Source organism: Streptococcus oralis (assembly GCF_019929345.1).
Classification (GTDB): Bacteria; Bacillota; Bacilli; order Lactobacillales; family Streptococcaceae; genus Streptococcus.
This window is the reverse complement of sequence record NZ_JAHZPJ010000009.1, coordinates 17188-34468: the sequence shown is the minus strand read 5'-3', so window position 1 is coordinate 34468 and position 17281 is coordinate 17188. Positions and strand designations below refer to the sequence as shown.

General features: G+C 41.8%; 19 protein-coding genes and 1 pseudogene. All 20 read left to right on the top strand.

The genetic code is table 11. From position 1 onward, the window contains the following. Window positions 1-14 precede the first annotated feature (14 nt). The 20 genes and pseudogenes from K1I97_RS06760 to ilvA all read left to right on the top strand — a co-directional run bounded on the left by K1I97_RS06760 (window position 15) and on the right by ilvA (window position 17236). Window positions 15-518: a phosphatase PAP2 family protein gene (locus tag K1I97_RS06760; RefSeq protein ID WP_223331947.1), complete on the top strand. Its 504-nt coding sequence runs from the start codon at window positions 15-17 to the stop codon at window positions 516-518. Between the two features lie 113 nt (window positions 519-631). Further along, window positions 632-1078: a LytTR family DNA-binding domain-containing protein gene (locus K1I97_RS06755; RefSeq protein ID WP_000776582.1), complete on the top strand. Its 447-nt coding sequence runs from the start codon at window positions 632-634 to the stop codon at window positions 1076-1078. Between the two features lie 5 nt (window positions 1079-1083). Beyond that, window positions 1084-1758 carry a LiaF transmembrane domain-containing protein gene (locus tag K1I97_RS06750; RefSeq protein WP_223331918.1) on the top strand — a complete coding sequence of 225 codons (675 nt, stop codon included), beginning with the start codon at window positions 1084-1086 and terminating at the stop codon, window positions 1756-1758. A gap of 105 nt (window positions 1759-1863) precedes the next feature. Continuing rightward, on the top strand, window positions 1864-2052 hold the full coding sequence (gene rpmB / locus K1I97_RS06745; RefSeq protein WP_001140948.1) for a 50S ribosomal protein L28: 189 nt from the start codon (window positions 1864-1866) through the stop codon (window positions 2050-2052). A 152-nt stretch (window positions 2053-2204) separates the two neighbouring features. Then, complete coding sequence (locus K1I97_RS06740; protein WP_125838147.1) at window positions 2205-2570, top strand: Asp23/Gls24 family envelope stress response protein; 366 nt, start codon at window positions 2205-2207, stop codon at window positions 2568-2570. Between the two features lie 2 nt (window positions 2571-2572). Then, a complete protein-coding gene (locus K1I97_RS06735; protein WP_223331917.1) occupies window positions 2573-4237 on the top strand; it encodes a DAK2 domain-containing protein in 1665 nt (554 codons plus the stop codon). A gap of 10 nt (window positions 4238-4247) precedes the next feature. Continuing rightward, a complete protein-coding gene (locus K1I97_RS06730; RefSeq protein ID WP_223331916.1) occupies window positions 4248-4799 on the top strand; it encodes an SP0191 family lipoprotein in 552 nt (183 codons plus the stop codon). Window positions 4800-5051: 252 nt separating this feature from the next. Beyond that, window positions 5052-5258 (top strand): hypothetical protein, encoded by a 207-nt coding sequence (locus K1I97_RS06725; RefSeq protein WP_223331915.1) that lies wholly within the window; start codon window positions 5052-5054, stop codon window positions 5256-5258. Beyond that, window positions 5255-5448 (top strand): annotated as a pseudogene (locus tag K1I97_RS06720) (hypothetical protein). Before K1I97_RS06725 ends, K1I97_RS06720 begins: the two are co-directional and overlap by 4 nt. Next, entirely contained in the window at window positions 5435-6310 is an 876-nt protein-coding gene (locus tag K1I97_RS06715) for an ABC transporter ATP-binding protein (RefSeq protein ID WP_223331914.1), read from the top strand. Before K1I97_RS06720 ends, K1I97_RS06715 begins: the two are co-directional and overlap by 14 nt. Before the next feature lie 12 nt (window positions 6311-6322). Further along, window positions 6323-7057 (top strand): ABC transporter permease, encoded by a 735-nt coding sequence (locus K1I97_RS06710; RefSeq protein WP_223331913.1) that lies wholly within the window; start codon window positions 6323-6325, stop codon window positions 7055-7057. Window positions 7058-7061: 4 nt separating this feature from the next. Beyond that, a complete protein-coding gene (locus K1I97_RS06705) occupies window positions 7062-8159 on the top strand; it encodes a sensor histidine kinase (RefSeq protein WP_223331912.1) in 1098 nt (365 codons plus the stop codon). Window position 8160: 1 nt separating this feature from the next. Beyond that, entirely contained in the window at window positions 8161-8760 is a 600-nt protein-coding gene (locus K1I97_RS06700; RefSeq protein ID WP_223331911.1) for a response regulator transcription factor, read from the top strand. A 317-nt stretch (window positions 8761-9077) separates the two neighbouring features. Beyond that, window positions 9078-9491 (top strand): 30S ribosomal protein S12, encoded by a 414-nt coding sequence (gene rpsL, locus K1I97_RS06695; RefSeq protein WP_001142332.1) that lies wholly within the window; start codon window positions 9078-9080, stop codon window positions 9489-9491. A gap of 19 nt (window positions 9492-9510) precedes the next feature. After that, a complete protein-coding gene (rpsG, locus tag K1I97_RS06690) occupies window positions 9511-9981 on the top strand; it encodes a 30S ribosomal protein S7 (protein ID WP_000087873.1) in 471 nt (156 codons plus the stop codon). A gap of 275 nt (window positions 9982-10256) precedes the next feature. Further along, entirely contained in the window at window positions 10257-12338 is a 2082-nt protein-coding gene (gene fusA, locus K1I97_RS06685; RefSeq protein WP_000090337.1) for an elongation factor G, read from the top strand. A gap of 310 nt (window positions 12339-12648) precedes the next feature. Continuing rightward, window positions 12649-14349 (top strand): acetolactate synthase large subunit, encoded by a 1701-nt coding sequence (locus K1I97_RS06680; protein ID WP_223331910.1) that lies wholly within the window; start codon window positions 12649-12651, stop codon window positions 14347-14349. Next, window positions 14342-14818 carry an acetolactate synthase small subunit gene (ilvN, locus tag K1I97_RS06675; RefSeq protein ID WP_061415946.1) on the top strand — a complete coding sequence of 159 codons (477 nt, stop codon included), beginning with the start codon at window positions 14342-14344 and terminating at the stop codon, window positions 14816-14818. Before K1I97_RS06680 ends, ilvN begins: the two co-directional genes overlap by 8 nt. Before the next feature lie 65 nt (window positions 14819-14883). After that, complete coding sequence (ilvC, locus tag K1I97_RS06670; protein WP_000290683.1) at window positions 14884-15906, top strand: ketol-acid reductoisomerase; 1023 nt, start codon at window positions 14884-14886, stop codon at window positions 15904-15906. A gap of 79 nt (window positions 15907-15985) precedes the next feature. Then, window positions 15986-17236, top strand: coding sequence for a threonine ammonia-lyase IlvA (gene ilvA / locus K1I97_RS06665; RefSeq protein WP_223331909.1), 1251 nt, complete (start codon window positions 15986-15988; stop codon window positions 17234-17236). Window positions 17237-17281: the final 45 nt, after the last annotated feature.

Sequence of the window (17281 nt, the reverse complement as noted above, 5' to 3'; positions counted from 1 at the left end):
GAATGAGAAATTTAATGAAAAATTATCAAGAATGGTATCGAAATATCAGCTCCAGGCTCACCAGCCATCCCACCCTTCTATTTCTGTTACGCAGTTTTAATCGTTTGATGACAGTAGCTATGCCCCTGGTCTATCTAACCTTGCTAGTTACCACTTACCTGCAGCTAGGATTGGGTCAGCAAGTTGGGGTTTATGTGCTTATTCCTGCATCAGGTTTTGTGATTTTGTCTCTTTTTCGTAAGAAAATCAACCACCCGCGGCCTTATGAAACTTGGGATATCTGTCCCCTGCTTGAAAAGGATAGTTCGGGACAGTCGATGCCCAGTCGCCATGTTTTTTCGGCAACCATCATCTCCATGGCCTGTCTGCATGCTAGTCTACCTGTTGGCTTAGCATGCTTGCTCTTCTCAGCTTTGCTGGGCTTGGTGAGGGTTTTAGGGGGTGTACATTATCCCAAGGATGTCATCGCTGGCTATGCTTGTGGTCTGGTGTGGGGATTCCTTTTCTTCCTATTCTGATATGTAAGTTAAGCTAGTCCTACAACCACTTACTGCTTCAAAATGACCACTTGCTTTTTTGCCCTTGTATTCCTAACTTAGCTTTGATATAGTAGAGTCAGAAAGGAGATGTGATGAAGTTACGAATTGAGATTGACGGCAATTTAGAGGAAACTGAAATTGTCATCAAGACACCTGCTTTGACAGATGAAATTGCAGATTTGCAACGACTTTTGCAAGAGTCAAAGGCTCCGAGGTTGACTTTTTACAAGGGGACAGGTGAATATTATCTAGACCTGTCAGAAATTCTCTTCTTTGAAACAGAAGGGAGCAAGATCTACGCTCATAACCAGAAGGAAGCCTATGAAGTTCGCCTCAAACTCTATGAGTTGGAGTCCATCTTACCTCGCTATTTTAGTCGAGTTTCCAAGTCAACGATCGCAAACATCCGTCAGATTTACTCAGTGGACAAGTCCTTTTCAGGAACGGGCACCATTTCCTTTTATCAGACCCACAAGGAGGTTCATGTCTCACGGCATTACCAATCCCTCCTAAAAGAAAATCTAAGAAACATGAGGTAAAAAACATGAAAAAGAAAGCATTTGGTATTGTTTTATTGGTTTTAGCAGCCTGGATCTTGCTGCAAGGAAATTTTGGAATTCCTTCTTTGGGTAATCGCATTTGGCCCTTGATCGGTATCGTCTTTTTTGCCTACCAATCAGTTGAGGCCTTGCTTCGTCGTCATCTAACATCGGCAGTTTTTACCGCTCTAGTAGCCTTAATGATTGCGAATCATTTTTATGCTATTCTACCTATTCCCAATCAGTCTTTGTTTTGGGCTAGTATCTTAGCAGTGCTAGGTGTCGGCTATCTCACTCACTCAAGTAAGTTTTGGTACGGAAAAAAATGGTGGTACAAGGGTGAACGAACAGTCATCACGGATAAGGAAGTCGCTTTTGGTAGCGGAACCTTCTATAAACAAGATCAAGATTTTGTAGATGACCAAGTGGAAGTCGCTTTTGGAGACGCAAAAATCTACTATGATAACGCAGAGATGTTAGGTGATTTTGCCACTCTGAATATCGAAGTGGCTTTCGGGAATGCAACCGTCTATGTTCCACAACACTGGCGTGTCGATTTGAAAGTGGAAACATCCTTTGGTGCAGCTAAGGCAGATGCTCCTGTAGCCCCAACCAGCAAAACCTTGATTATCCGTGGGGAAGTCGCCTTTGGTAAACTTGGCGTTGTCTACGTCAAATAAAAAAATCTTTTAATTCTCTTGATAAATTCAAGAAAGTGTGATAACATAGTACGGTATGTGGTGCTAGCACATCCGCTATATTAGATCTAATAGGAGGAAAACACAATGGCTAAAGTATGTTACTTTACAGGTCGTAAGACTGTATCTGGAAACAACCGTTCACACGCGATGAACCAAACAAAACGTGCCGTAAAACCAAACCTTCAAAAAGTTACTGTTCTTATCGATGGTAAACCTAAAAAAGTTTGGGCTTCAGCTCGTGCTTTGAAATCAGGTAAAGTTGAACGCGTTTAATAAAAATGAAAAGACCTAACTGGTCTTTTTCTTTTGCTCTAGAGATGAAATTATTTGAAAAATAGAGTAAATATCCGCCGATACAGCATTCTGCTTTTACACTTGAGCTGAAATATGATAAAATAGAGTATCAACAAGTTGAGGTAAAAAAAATGACTGTAAAAATGAATACAAAAGATGGTCAAATCGAACTGACAGATGAAGTGATTGCAACCGTTGTAGGTGGTGCAGCAACTGAGATTTTTGGTGTGGTCGGTATGGCTAGTAAAAATACCCTCAAAGATAATTTTCAAGCCCTTCTTGGTAAGGAAAATTATGCAAAAGGTGTTGTCGTAAAAGCATCCGAAGATGGCAGCATTGCAGTTGATGTTTACACTGTGTTGAGCTACGGAACAAAGATTAGTGAAGTCTCAAAAAACATCCAAGAGAGCGTTCGTTTTAGTTTGGAAAACCAACTTGGGATTACTGCTCAGACTGTAAATGTCTACATTCAAAATATCAAAGTTGTAGGAGAATAATCGTGTCAAAAATTACTACCAGCTTATTTCAAGAGATGGTGCAGGCTGCATCAACTCGTTTGAATAAGCAAGCAGAATATGTCAATTCATTGAACGTCTTTCCAGTTCCAGATGGAGATACTGGGACAAACATGGGAATGACCATCGAAAATGGTGCCAAAGAAGTAGCAGATAAGCCGGCTTCTACAGTAGGAGAAGTGGCGAGCATTCTTGCTAAGGGGCTCTTGATGGGTGCGCGTGGAAACTCAGGAGTTATCACGTCTCAACTTTTCCGTGGCTTCTCTCAAGCTATCAAAGATAAAGACGAGTTAACAGGAAAAGACCTAGCTCTTGCCTTCCAATCTGGTGTCGAGGTAGCCTACAAGGCTGTTATGAAACCTGTTGAAGGAACAATCCTTACTGTATCACGTGGAGCTGCGATCGGAGCTAAGAAAAAAGCGGAACAGACAGATGATGCTGTTGAGGTCATGCGTGCAGCCTTGGAAGGAGCTAAAACAGCTCTTGCCAAAACGCCAGACATGCTCCCAGTCTTGAAAGAGGTTGGTGTTGTGGACTCAGGTGGTCAAGGTTTGGTCTTCATCTACGAAGGCTTCCTATCAGCCCTTACTGGAGAATACAGTGCGTCTGAGGACTTTGTCGCAACTCCGGCTAATATGGGTGAAATGATCAATGCTGAACACCACAAGTCTGTAGCTGGACATGTCGCAACAGAAGACATTACATTTGGTTACTGTACGGAGATTATGGTTGCCCTTAAACAAGGTCCAACTTATGCCAAAGATTTTGACTATGATGAATTCCGCAGTTACTTAAATGACCTAGGCGATTCTCTACTTGTTGTCAATGATGATGAAATCGTCAAAGTCCACGTCCATACAGAAGATCCAGGTCTTGTTATGCAAGAAGGCCTTAAATATGGTAGCTTGGTCAAGGTTAAAGTAGATAACATGCGCAACCAACACGAAGCACAAGTAGAAAAAGAAGCTCAAGTCAGCAAGCCAGCTGAAGAAAAGGAATATGCCCTTATCGCAGTCGTAGCAGGTCAAGGCTTGGCAGATATCTTCCGTGCCCAAGGTGTGGACTATGTCATCGAAGGTGGACAAACCATGAACCCTTCGACAGAGGACTTTATCAAGGCTGTTGAGCAAGTCAACGCTCGTAACATCATCTTCTTGCCAAACAACAAAAATATCTTCATGGCAGCTCAATCTGCAGCAGAGGTATTGGATCAACCAGCTGTTGTGGTAGAAGCTCGTACCCTTCCTCAAGGATTGACTAGTCTTCTTGCCTTTGATCCAAGCAAGTCTATCGAAGAAAACAAAGAACGTATGACTGTAGCTCTTGGTGATGTAGTCAGCGGTAGTGTAACAACAGCCGTTCGTGACACGACAATCGATGGTTTAGAAATTCATGAAAATGACAATCTTGGTATGGTAGATGGCAAAATCCTCGTATCAAATCCTGATATGCATCAAACATTGACTGAAACTTTGAAACACATGTTGGACGAAGATAGTGAAATCGTGACTTTCTATGTCGGTGAAGATGGAAGTGAAGAATTGGCCAACCAAATCGCCCAAGAAATCGCAGAAGAATTCGAAGACGTTGAAGTCGAAATCCACCAAGGTCAACAACCTGTATATCCATATCTTTTCAGTGTGGAATAGGAGACTTTGAATGAAGAAAGTTTTAGGATTAGTTTTTGCAGCGTTACTTGTTCTTTCTGGCTGTGGTCAAACCAACACCGCAACAACAGAATCAAGTAGTACAGCAAGTTCGGTTGATTCATCCACAAAGTCAAGTCAGGTGAAAGAAGAAATCAAGGAAACAACCAAAGTTCTAAAAGGAAGAATTGATAACTCCGATGTTACTCTGACTTTAGTTTACACAGATGTTGTCAAACGATACAAGATGGATATGTTGGGAGAATATGGAGAGGAGATTCCTGCAGAAACTACTCTGGAGGAATTTCAAGCAGCCTTTCGCGAAGTTATGGAAAGCTCTCCAGAGTATCTTGAAATCAAGGACGAACCAGGTGTTAAGGTTGAATATTTTATCGCCGATAATAAAAAGATGAGAATAGTTATCGATCTTGACCTTGAAAAAGCAGATATGGATAGAGTTAAAAAGACTTATTTCTTTGAACCACTTGAGGATAGTATAGAAGACTTTAAGAAGCCGAATGCTCTGATTGCTGGTTTAAAATTACACGGATTTAAAGAAGAATAAACAAAAGAGGCTGGGATTGTAAATCCTGCCCTCTTTTTATTTGTAAGAATCCTTTGTGCGGGTAACAGATAGATTAAGTCTCTCTTAGACTTTAAACGATTTCTAATCATATTCACGTGACTAGAATTAGGAAATTGATACTTGGTATAGGGAAATCTATCCCACCGCCTCTTTGTATGACATTTGTCATATTTCCTAGTGACAGAAGCATCTAGCTCCGCTAACTTCAAAAGACTATAATTGAAGTATGAAATGGAGGAAGAAGAAATGAAAAATAAAATGATTGTCGCAGTGAGTTTAGTAGCAGCAGGAGTGATGACCTATCTCATGTTTTCAGGATTGGACGAGGGTTTCTATCATTTTCCTTGGGAGCTATTTGCTGGTTTTGGGATGATGTCTTGGCTTGTCAGAGAAGGTTTGAAATTAGTTAGAGATGTGAAAAAGGAGTTTGAGAAATGAAAAAAGCAATCATCTATCTCTTTATCGGTCTGTCACTCTTGGTATGGTTGGTGGAAATGTTTACTGGTTGGTTTGACCAAACCTTGCTGGGCCAATTCATTCGTGGTGCTTGGGGGGTGGATTTATGATTTTCGTCTTATTTCCTATGGGAATGGAGTGGTTGAAAGGAGAATCTCATGACTGTGATTAAAGTTGAGAAATTAAGTAAGAAAATAAAAGACAAGGAGATCTTGCGGAACATCTCTTTTGAAATCCATCATGGTGAATGTGTCGCCTTGATTGGTCCAAATGGAGCAGGTAAGACGACCTTGATTGATTGCCTCTTGGGCGATAAGTTCATGAGCTCAGGTCAGGTCGCCATTCAAGGCTTTGCGCCAACAGATCCTCGTTTAAAGCACCTTATTTCTATTTTGCCTCAAGAAAATACGGTGGTTCAAGACTTGAAAGTGAAAGAACTTTTATCCTTCTTTCAATCAATCTATTCAAACAGTCTCTCAGACAAAGAAATTGATGACTTGCTAAGATTTTCGGACAAACAGAAAAATCAGCTAGCGGGCAAGCTATCTGGTGGGCAAAAACGTTTGTTCTCTTTCGTGTTGGCTTTAATAGGTCGTCCGAAAATTCTATTCTTAGATGAACCAACTGCAGCAATGGATACCTCGACACGTCAGCATTTTTGGGAGATTGTCGATCAGTTGAAGAAAAATGGTGTGACCATTGTCTATTCTTCTCACTATATCGAAGAGGTGGAGCATACGGCTGATCGCATCTTGGTCCTCCACAAGGGTGAATTGATCCGTGATACGACACCTTATGCCATGCGTGGTGAAGAACAAGAAAAACACTTTACGGTACCTCTAACTTATCAGGATCTTGTCAGTACCCTGACTATGGTTCAAGAGCTTGAAATCAAGCAAAATGCTCTTTCCTTCACCACCAAAGAAGCCAGCCAGGTGTGGAAAGTCTTGCAAGAGCAGGGCTGCACGATCGAAGAAATTGAAGTTCGCAATCGAACTCTCTTAGATAGTATTTTCGAAACGACTCAAGACTAAAGGAGATTGACGATGAAAAATATGACAAGTCTCATGAAAGTGGAAATCATTTTGATGAAACGGCAAGCCGTCTACTACTTGCTATCCATCGGACTCCCAAGTGTGTTTTACCTTATTTTTTCTGGTATGATGTCAGGATCAGACATTCCAGAAATCGCTCTGCAAGCCTATCTCTTTGCCATGACGCTCTTTAGTATCATGTCAAGCGCCTTTTTCAGTATCCCTAGCACACTCGAATCCGACAAGACAAACAACTGGCAAAAATTGATTCAACATTCTCCTGTATCTATGGTAGAATATTATGTATCAAAACTGTTCAGCACTCTGCTAACTTTCTTGTTATCAATTATAGTTGTCTTTTCAGTTGGTCATTTTGTCCGCGGAGTGACTCTACCTTGGCTTGACTGGTTGGTAATCGGTGCTATTTTGCTGGTCGGAAGCGTGGTCTTTATCAGCATGGGTGTCTTGGTGAGCTTGCTTCCTAGTGCTCAACTGATGACGGTTGTTGGAAATATTGCCTATATTGCTTTGGCTGTCCTAGGTGGACTGTGGTTTCCTTTGAATTCCTTCCCAGAATGGCTCCAATCTATTGGAAAACTGACCCCAACCTATCAACTGATGCAGGTCGTTTCTGCTTATTTAGAGCGCCATGAGTTTAATATTCTTTCCGCCTTGGTTGTACTAGGCTATACAGTTTTCTTTGGTGTCCTAGTAATCCAGCTGAAAAAACGGATCGAGGTAAAATAAATCTATGTTGGAAAAATTTAAAAACACTCATTATATGTTTCATATTTCATTAGTGTTTACCATCTTTCCTATAGCGGGTGTCATCAGTGGAGAGTACCCGTCTTTGACCTTGTTCTGGACATTATTATTTGTCCTAGCCTTTTATTCGATTTTAATCAATCAGAATCGCACCGTGCAGTGGCTAGCATGGTGGTTCATGCTTGTCTACATTTTTTACACATCTGTTTGGCTAAATTCGGGTTTCAGCTGGTTTATCTTTTATTTATCCAACCTCCTTATTTATGAGCTGGATGAGATTTCTTTTCACTCTTGGCGTTTTGTCAGTTTTATTGTCCTGCAACCATTGATTCTGACCGGAATCTATATGGTCAATCATGTTAGTCCCTGGCAGCTACTCTTTTTCTTGGTGACCTTTGTCTTTTCGGATGCTTTTACCTTTGGCCTCTATCGGATTCGACTGTCGGAGGAAATAAAAGAAGAAAAGAGAAAGCAAAATGCCAAGCTTAATCTTTTCTTGGCTGAAAATGAACGCAATCGTATCGGTCAGGATCTCCATGACAGTCTAGGCCATACCTTTGCCATGCTGAGTGTCAAGACAGATTTAGCATTACAGTTATTACAGATGCAGGCTTATCCACAGGTGGAAAAGGAATTAAAAGAAATTCATCAGATTAGTAAAGAATCCATGAATGAAGTTCGTACAATTATCGAAAATCTTAAAACCAGAACACTTGCCTCCGAGTTTGTGACTGTTAAAAAAATGCTAGAAATTGCAGGAATTGAAACGGAAATCAACCACCAACTAGATACTGCTAGCCTAACTCAGGAATTGGAGTCAACGGCTTCCATGATTTTACTTGAGTTAGTGACCAATATCATCAAACATGCCAAAGCGTCGAAGGCTTACTTGAAATTAGAACGAACTGAGAAAGAACTCATTCTAACCGTGAGAGACGATGGCTGTGGCTTTGCTTCTCTAAAAGGAGATGACCTCCATACCGTTCGAGACCGTGTCCTTCCTTTTTCAGGAGAAGTAAAAGTGATTAGTCAGAAACATCCGACTGAAGTGCAGGTTCAGCTACCTTATAAGGAGAGAAACTAAGATGAAACTACTTGTTGCAGAAGATCAAAGTATGTTGCGAGATGCCATGTGCCAGTTGCTTACCTTTCAACCAGATGTAGAGATTGTCCTACAAGCCAAGGATGGCCAAGAAGCAATCCAACTCCTAGAAAAAGAGTCAGTAGATATCGCCATTCTTGACGTAGAAATGCCTGTTAAGACAGGCCTCGAAGTCTTGGAGTGGATTCGAGCAGAAAAGCCAGAAACAAAGGTGGTTGTGGTGACGACCTTCAAGCGCCCCGGCTATTTTGAACGTGCAATCAAGGCTGGAGTAGATGCTTATGTCTTAAAAGAAAGAAGCATTGCAGATCTCATGCAAACCTTGCACACTGTCCTTGAAGGGCGTAAAGAATATTCGCCTGAATTGATGGAAGTGGTGATGTCGCATCCCAATCCGTTAACAGAGCAAGAAATCGCTGTCTTAAAGGGAATCGCTCAGGGCTTATCCAACCAAGAAATCGCAGATCAGCTTTATCTATCAAATGGAACCGTCCGAAACTATGTCACCAATATTCTTTCGAAACTAGCTGCTGGTAATCGAACAGAGGCAGCCAACATCGCAAAAGAATCTGGTTGGCTTTGATAAGAAAGATAAAAAACAACTCAAATGATTGCTAAATCGAAGGAAATCCATACTAGAAAGGAGGAGGCAAATTGCCTCCTTTTCTGGTTTAGAAAAGCGGTGAAAGCTAGTGTCAAAGAGTTAAAAGATCAGAATAAAAATGAAAAATATCTTGACAATGAAGGAAAAATTGTGTTACAATAATAGACGGTACTTTTTACTTTTGGTCTCTCAAAAGTGTACAGGGACGTGCTGACAAATGTTGCAAAAGTACACACAGATGGTAGCTGTCACCAAGTGTATCATCACCAAAAATAAAAAAACACAGGAGAATGTAGATGCCTACAATTAACCAATTGGTTCGCAAACCGCGTAAATCAAAAGTAGAAAAATCTAAATCACCAGCTTTGAACGTTGGTTACAACAGTCATAAAAAAGTTCAAACAAACGTTTCTTCACCACAAAAACGTGGTGTTGCAACTCGTGTTGGAACAATGACACCTAAAAAACCTAACTCTGCCCTTCGTAAATTCGCTCGTGTACGTTTGAGCAACCTTATCGAAGTTACTGCCTACATCCCAGGTATCGGACACAACTTGCAAGAGCACAGCGTGGTGCTTCTTCGCGGTGGACGTGTAAAAGACCTTCCGGGGGTACGTTACCATATCGTCCGTGGTGCACTTGATACTGCAGGTGTTAACGATCGTAAACAAGGCCGTTCTAAATACGGTACTAAACGTCCAAAAGCATAAGGAAAGGGGATAAAGAGAAATGAGTCGTAAAAATAGAGCTCCAAAACGTGACGTATTGCCAGATCCGCTTTACAATTCACAACTAGTTACTCGTCTTATCAACCGCGTTATGCTTGATGGTAAACGTGGTACAGCTGCTTCAATCGTTTACGGTGCTTTTGAGCAAATCAAAGAAGCTACTGGTAACGATGCACTTGAAGTATTTGAAACAGCTATGGAAAACATCATGCCTGTACTTGAAGTACGTGCACGTCGTGTTGGTGGATCTAACTACCAAGTCCCAGTTGAAGTTCGTCCAGAACGTCGTACAACACTTGGACTTCGTTGGTTGGTAACCATCGCTCGCCTTCGTGGTGAACACACAATGCAAGACCGTCTTGCAAAAGAAATCTTGGACGCTGCGAACAACACTGGTGCAGCAGTTAAGAAACGTGAAGACACTCACCGTATGGCTGAAGCTAACCGTGCCTTCGCACACTTCCGTTGGTAATAAAATGATACCAAGAGCGGCAAAGGCCCAAGGCAAAAATAGGAAACTGATGCAGTGTTCCGTGAACACAAAGCAGTTTATCTTTTTTGCACCGGGCCTCGCTCGGGTTCAAATCAGTTAACTTAAGCTTCTAGCCCGAGTTCAATTCAACTTGTATACAAGTTGAAACCAACAAAAACAAGATAAACATTGAGAACGGGTAGGTCCTGCCTATCCGTTTTTTCTAAATAATGTTATAATAGATTGTAAAATAAAAAATAGGAGAAACTAACCTCATGGCACGCGAATTTTCACTTGAAAAAACTCGTAATATTGGTATCATGGCTCACGTCGATGCCGGTAAAACAACAACTACTGAGCGTATTCTTTACTACACTGGTAAAATCCACAAAATCGGTGAAACTCACGAAGGTGCGTCACAAATGGACTGGATGGAGCAAGAGCAAGAACGTGGTATCACTATCACATCTGCTGCGACAACAGCTCAATGGAACAACCACCGCGTAAACATCATCGACACACCAGGACACGTGGACTTCACAATCGAAGTACAACGTTCTCTTCGTGTATTGGACGGTGCGGTTACTGTTCTTGACTCACAATCTGGTGTTGAGCCTCAAACTGAAACAGTTTGGCGCCAAGCAACTGAGTACGGAGTTCCACGTATCGTATTTGCCAACAAAATGGACAAAATCGGTGCGGACTTCCTTTACTCAGTAAGCACACTTCACGACCGTCTTCAAGCAAACGCACACCCAATCCAATTGCCAATCGGTGCTGAAGATGACTTCCGTGGTATCATCGACTTGATCAAGATGAAAGCTGAAATCTATACTAACGACCTTGGTACAGATATCCTTGAAGAAGATATTCCAGCTGAATACCTTGACCAAGCTCAAGAATACCGTGAAAAATTGGTTGAAGCAGTTGCTGAAACTGATGAAGACTTGATGATGAAATACCTTGAAGGTGAAGAAATCACTAACGAAGAATTGAAAGCTGCTATCCGTAAAGCAACTATCAACGTTGAATTCTTCCCAGTATTGTGTGGATCTGCCTTCAAGAACAAAGGTGTTCAATTGATGCTTGATGCAGTTATCGACTACCTTCCAAGCCCACTTGATATCCCAGCGATCAAAGGTATCAACCCAGATACAGATGAAGAAGAAACTCGTCCAGCATCTGACGAAGAACCATTCGCAGCTCTTGCCTTCAAGATTGCAACAGACCCATTTGTAGGTCGTTTGACATTCTTCCGTGTATACTCAGGTGTTCTTCAATCAGGTTCTTACGTAATGAACACTTCTAAAGGTAAACGTGAACGTATCGGACGTCTTGTGCAATTGCATGCCAATAGTCGTCAAGAAATCGAAACCGTTTATGCTGGTGATATTGCAGCTGCTATTGGTTTGAAGGATACAACTACTGGTGATTCATTGACAGATGAAAAAGCTAAAATCATCCTTGAGTCAATCCACGTTCCAGAACCAGTTATCCAATTGATGGTTGAGCCAAAATCTAAAGCGGACCAAGACAAGATGGGTATTGCCCTTCAAAAATTGGCTGAAGAAGATCCAACATTCCGCGTTGAAACAAACGTTGAGACTGGTGAAACAGTTATCTCAGGTATGGGTGAACTTCACCTTGACGTCCTTGTTGACCGTATGCGTCGTGAGTTCAAAGTTGAAGCGAACGTAGGTGCTCCTCAAGTATCTTACCGTGAAACATTCCGCGCTTCTACTCAAGCACGTGGATTCTTCAAACGTCAGTCTGGTGGTAAAGGTCAATTCGGTGATGTATGGATTGAGTTTAGTCCAAACGAAGAAGGTAAAGGATTCGAATTCGAAAACGCAATCGTCGGTGGTGTGGTTCCTCGTGAATTTATCCCAGCGGTTGAAAAAGGTTTGGTAGAATCTATGGCTAACGGTGTTCTTGCAGGTTACCCAATGGTTGACGTTAAAGCTAAGCTTTACGATGGTTCATACCACGATGTCGACTCATCTGAAACTGCCTTCAAGATCGCGGCTTCACTTGCTCTTAAAGAAGCTGCTAAGACTGCACAACCAGCTATCCTTGAGCCAATGATGCTTGTAACCATCACTGTTCCTGAAGAGAACCTTGGTGATGTTATGGGTCACGTAACTGCTCGTCGTGGACGTGTAGATGGTATGGAAGCACACGGTAACAGCCAAATCGTTCGTGCTTACGTTCCACTTGCTGAAATGTTCGGTTACGCAACAGTTCTTCGTTCTGCATCGCAAGGACGTGGTACATTCATGATGGTATTTGACCACTACGAAGATGTACCTAAGTCAGTACAAGAAGAAATCATTAAGAAAAACAAAGGTGAAGACTAATCAGTCCTCACTCTAGAAGGAAGTCACTTAGTGGCTTCCTTTTTTCTATATTTGCCTTATACACGTAAGGTGTTGTTAGTATGTAGGTTCTGAAAATACTAATTCTATTCACAAAGAAAACACATTCATTTGATAAATTAAAGTAGTTAAAGATTCCTAAATTCGATAATGTATAAATAAAAATGAGGAAAATATTCATAAAAACACTTTTAGATAGAAAATTCAGAAAATTGATTCTTTTGTCTTGAAAATTTTTGAAAAAATGGTATGATAGTAACAAGCTATTTTTAAGAGAAGAGAAAGGGGAACAATGGAGAAAATCAGTTTAGACTCTCCTAAGACAGGGTCGGATCTAGTTTTGGAAACACTTCGTGATTTAGGAATTGATACCATATTTGGTTATCCTGGTGGTGCGGTCTTGCCTTTATATGATGCTATCTATAATTTCAAAGGCATACGCCACATCTTAGGCCGTCATGAACAGGGGTGTTTGCATGAAGCTGAAGGTTATGCCAAATCAACTGGAAAGTTGGGTGTTGCCGTCGTTACGAGTGGACCGGGAGCAACGAATGCCATTACAGGGATTGCGGATGCCATGAGCGATAGCGTTCCCCTTTTGGTCTTTACAGGTCAGGTTGCGCGAGCTGGGATTGGGAAAGATGCCTTTCAGGAGGCGGATATTGTCGGTATTACCATGCCTATTACCAAGTACAATTACCAAGTCCGTGAGACAGCGGACATTCCACGTATCATCACCGAAGCTGTCCATATCGCAACCACCGGTCGTCCAGGGCCAGTTGTGATCGACTTGCCAAAGGATGTATCAGCTCTAGAGACAGATTTCATCTATTCACCAGAGGTGAATTTACCAAGTTATCAACCGACGCTTGATCCGAATGACATGCAAATCAAGAAAATCTTGAAGCAATTGTCAAAAGCCAAGAAACCTGTTTTGTTGGCAGGTGGTGGGATTAGTTATGCAGAAGCAGCTGCCGAGCTCAATGAATTTGCTGAACGTTACCAAATTCCAGTGGTGACCAGTCTTTTAGGGCAAGGTACGATTGCGACTAGCCATCCGCTCTTCCTAGGAATGGGAGGTATGCACGGTTCTTTCGCGGCCAACATTGCAATGACCGAAGCGGACTTTATGATTAGTATTGGTTGCCGTTTCGATGACCGCCTGACTGGCAATCCTAAGACCTTTGCTAAGAATGCTAAGGTTGCTCATATTGACATTGACCCAGCTGAGATTGGTAAGATTATCAGTGCAGATATTCCAGTGGTTGGGGACGCTAAGAAAGCCTTGCAGATGCTTTTAGCAGAACCAACTGTTCATAACAATACTGAAAAGTGGATTGACAAAGTCACCAAGGACAAGAATCGCGTTCGTTCTTATGATAAGAAAGAACGTGTGGTTCAACCGCAGGCTGTTATTGAACGTATCGGTGAGTTGACGAATGGGGATGCCATTGTTGTCACAGACGTTGGCCAACACCAAATGTGGACGGCTCAGTATTATCCTTACCAAAATGAGCGTCAGTTAGTCACTTCAGGTGGTTTGGGTACCATGGGGTTCGGAGTTCCTGCGGCTATCGGAGCCAAGATTGCCAATCCAGAAAAAGAAGTTATCCTTTTTGTCGGTGATGGTGGCTTCCAAATGACCAACCAAGAGCTGGCTATCCTAAACATCTACAAGGTGCCGATTAAGGTTGTCATGTTGAATAACCACTCACTAGGAATGGTTCGTCAGTGGCAGGAATCCTTCTATGAGGGTAGAACTTCAGAGTCAGTCTTTGACACTCTCCCTGACTTCCAGCTGATGGCACAGGCCTACGGTATCAAAAACTATAAATTTGATAATCCAGAGACGATAGAGAAGGATTTAGAAGTCATTCTGGAGGATGTGCCGATGTTTATCGAGGTGGATATTTCTCGTAAGGAACAGGTTTTACCAATGGTACCAGCCGGTAAGAGTAATCATGAGATGTTGGGGGTGAAGTTCCATGCGTAGAATGTTAACAGCAAAACTACAAAATCGCTCAGGAGTTCTGAACCGTTTTACGGGTGTCCTTTCACGTCGTCAAGTCAATATTGAGAGTATCTCAGTTGGTGCGACGGAGAACCCCAATGTATCTCGCATTACCATCATTATCGATGTAGCTTCACACGATGAAGTAGAGCAAATTATCAAGCAACTCAATCGTCAGATTGATGTGATTCGCATTCGAGATATCACGGATAAGCCACACTTGGAAAGAGAAGTTATCTTGGTGAAGATTGCAGCACCAGCTGAAAAGCGTGCAGAAATCTTGGCTATTATCCAACCTTTCCGTGCAACGGTAGTAGATGTGGCTCCAAGCTCAATCACCATCCAGATGACGGGAAATGCTGAAAAGAGTGAAGCTTTATTACGAGTGATTCGACCATACGGTATTAAAAATATCGCTCGTACGGGTGCGACCGGATTTACCCGTGATTAAAAATCCAGCTTAAATTTGTTAAACCAGCCTCTAAGGCAATAAAAAATAGAAAAGAGAGAAAAACTATGGCAGTTCAAATGGAATACGAAAAAGATGTTAAAGTAGCAGCGCTTGACGGTAAAAAAATCGCCGTAATCGGTTATGGTTCACAAGGACATGCGCATGCGCAAAACTTGCGCGATTCAGGTCGTGATGTCATTATCGGTGTGCGTCCAGGTAAATCTTTTGACAAAGCAAAAGAAGACGGATTTGATACTTACACAGTAGCAGAAGCAACTAAATTGGCTGACGTTATCATGATCTTGGCACCAGACGAAATTCAACAAGAATTGTACGAAGCAGAAATCGCTCCAAACTTGGAAGCTGGAAATGCAGTTGGATTTGCTCATGGTTTCAACATTCACTTTGAATTTATCAAAGTTCCTGCAGATGTCGATGTCTTCATGTGTGCTCCTAAAGGACCAGGCCACTTGGTACGCCGTACTTACGAAGAAGGATTTGGTGTTCCGGCTCTTTATGCAGTATATCAAGACGCTACAGGAAATGCGAAAAATATTGCTATGGACTGGTGTAAAGGTGTTGGGGCAGCTCGTGTTGGTTTGCTTGAAACAACTTACAAAGAAGAAACTGAAGAAGATTTGTTTGGTGAACAAGCCGTACTTTGTGGTGGTTTGACTGCCCTTATCGAAGCAGGTTTTGAAGTCTTGACAGAAGCAGGCTATGCCCCAGAATTGGCTTACTTTGAAGTTCTTCATGAAATGAAACTCATCGTTGACTTGATCTATGAAGGTGGATTCAAGAAAATGCGTCAATCTATTTCAAACACTGCTGAATACGGTGACTATGTGTCAGGTCCACGTGTGATTACTGAGCAAGTCAAAGAAAACATGAAAGCAGTTCTTGCAGACATCCAAAATGGTAAATTTGCAAATGACTTTGTAAATGACTACAAGGCTGGACGTCCAAAACTCACTGCTTACCGTGAACAAGCAGCTAACCTTGAAATTGAAAAAGTTGGTGCAGAATTGCGTAAAGCAATGCCTTTCGTTGGTAAAAACGACGACGACGCATTCAAAATCTATAACTAATTCTTGATAATAAGAACAGAAGGCGAGTTGGGGGTACCTGACTCGCCTTTTATCTTGAAAAGTATTTGAGGAGGAGACAATGCTAAGTGCAAAAGACGTGGTGAAAGCCCACAAAGTTTTAAGTGGTGTAGTAGTTAATACACCGCTAGAATATGATCATTATTTATCAGAGAAATATGGAGCTAAAATCTATTTAAAAAAGGAGAATGCGCAACGAGTTCGCTCTTTTAAGATTCGCGGAGCTTATTATGCCATTTCTCAACTAACAAGAGAAGAACGTGAGCGTGGTGTAGTCTGTGCGTCTGCGGGGAATCACGCTCAAGGTGTTGCCTATACTTGTAATGAGATGAAGATTCCTGCAACAATCTTTATGCCTATCACTACACCACAACAAAAAATTGGGCAGGTTCGCTTTTTTGGTGGAGATTTCGTGACCATCAAGTTGGTTGGAGATACTTTTGACGCTTCGGCTAAGGCGGCTCAAGAATTCACCGTTTCAGAAAATAGAACCTTTATCGATCCTTTTGATGATGCGCATGTACAGGCCGGTCAAGGAACTGTAGCTTATGAAATTCTTGAAGAAGCCCGTAAAGAGTCTATCGATTTTGATACAGTACTCGTGCCAGTAGGAGGTGGCGGATTAATTGCAGGGGTTTCAACTTATATTAAGGAAACCAATCCCGCTATCGAAGTAATTGGTGTAGAAGCCAATGGTGCTCGCTCTATGAAAGCTGCCTTTGAAGCTGGGGGACCAGTTAAACTCAAAGAAATTGATAAGTTTGCTGATGGGATAGCTGTACAAAAAGTTGGACAATTAACTTATGAAGCGACTCGTAAGAATGTTGAAACGCTTATCGGAGTGGATGAGGGATTGATTTCTGAAACCTTGATTGATCTTTATTCCAAACAAGGTATTGTAGCAGAACCAGCCGGAGCTGCTAGCGTTGCAGCCTTGGAAGTTCTATCAGACTACATCAAAGGAAAGACGATTTGTTGTATCATTTCTGGAGGAAATAACGATATCAACCGTATGCCAGAGATGGAAGAACGTGCCTTGATTTACGATGGAATCAAGCATTACTTTGTAGTGAATTTCCCACAACGTCCAGGAGCTCTACGAGAGTTTGTAAATGACATTTTGGGGCCAAATGATGACATCACTCGTTTTGAATATATCAAACGAGCAAGCAAGGGGACAGGTCCTGTATTGATTGGGGTAGCTCTTGCCAATAAGCATGATTATGCTGGATTGATTCATCGAATGGAGAAGTTTGACCCGTCTTATATTAATTTAAATGGGAATGAGACTTTATATAATATGCTAGTCTAAAATAAATTTGCTAACATATTATTTGCATAATAAATATGATGATGC

Excerpts from the sequence above, each read along its gene's own strand:
- K1I97_RS06760 (WP_223331947.1), top strand. The coding sequence starts at position 15 with ATGAAAAATTATCAAGAATGGTATCGAAATATCAGCTCCAGGCTCACC.
- K1I97_RS06755 (WP_000776582.1), top strand. The coding sequence starts at position 632 with ATGAAGTTACGAATTGAGATTGACGGCAATTTAGAGGAAACTGAAATT.
- K1I97_RS06750 (WP_223331918.1), top strand. The coding sequence starts at position 1,084 with ATGAAAAAGAAAGCATTTGGTATTGTTTTATTGGTTTTAGCAGCCTGG.
- rpmB (WP_001140948.1), top strand. The coding sequence starts at position 1,864 with ATGGCTAAAGTATGTTACTTTACAGGTCGTAAGACTGTATCTGGAAAC.
- K1I97_RS06740 (WP_125838147.1), top strand. The coding sequence starts at position 2,205 with ATGACTGTAAAAATGAATACAAAAGATGGTCAAATCGAACTGACAGAT.
- K1I97_RS06730 (WP_223331916.1), top strand. The coding sequence starts at position 4,248 with ATGAAGAAAGTTTTAGGATTAGTTTTTGCAGCGTTACTTGTTCTTTCT.
- K1I97_RS06725 (WP_223331915.1), top strand. The coding sequence starts at position 5,052 with ATGGAGGAAGAAGAAATGAAAAATAAAATGATTGTCGCAGTGAGTTTA.
- K1I97_RS06715 (WP_223331914.1), top strand. The coding sequence starts at position 5,435 with ATGACTGTGATTAAAGTTGAGAAATTAAGTAAGAAAATAAAAGACAAG.
- K1I97_RS06710 (WP_223331913.1), top strand. The coding sequence starts at position 6,323 with ATGAAAAATATGACAAGTCTCATGAAAGTGGAAATCATTTTGATGAAA.
- K1I97_RS06705 (WP_223331912.1), top strand. The coding sequence starts at position 7,062 with ATGTTGGAAAAATTTAAAAACACTCATTATATGTTTCATATTTCATTA.
- K1I97_RS06700 (WP_223331911.1), top strand. The coding sequence starts at position 8,161 with ATGAAACTACTTGTTGCAGAAGATCAAAGTATGTTGCGAGATGCCATG.
- rpsL (WP_001142332.1), top strand. The coding sequence starts at position 9,078 with ATGCCTACAATTAACCAATTGGTTCGCAAACCGCGTAAATCAAAAGTA.
- rpsG (WP_000087873.1), top strand. The coding sequence starts at position 9,511 with ATGAGTCGTAAAAATAGAGCTCCAAAACGTGACGTATTGCCAGATCCG.
- fusA (WP_000090337.1), top strand. The coding sequence starts at position 10,257 with ATGGCACGCGAATTTTCACTTGAAAAAACTCGTAATATTGGTATCATG.
- K1I97_RS06680 (WP_223331910.1), top strand. The coding sequence starts at position 12,649 with ATGGAGAAAATCAGTTTAGACTCTCCTAAGACAGGGTCGGATCTAGTT.
- ilvN (WP_061415946.1), top strand. The coding sequence starts at position 14,342 with ATGCGTAGAATGTTAACAGCAAAACTACAAAATCGCTCAGGAGTTCTG.
- ilvC (WP_000290683.1), top strand. The coding sequence starts at position 14,884 with ATGGCAGTTCAAATGGAATACGAAAAAGATGTTAAAGTAGCAGCGCTT.
- ilvA (WP_223331909.1), top strand. The coding sequence starts at position 15,986 with ATGCTAAGTGCAAAAGACGTGGTGAAAGCCCACAAAGTTTTAAGTGGT.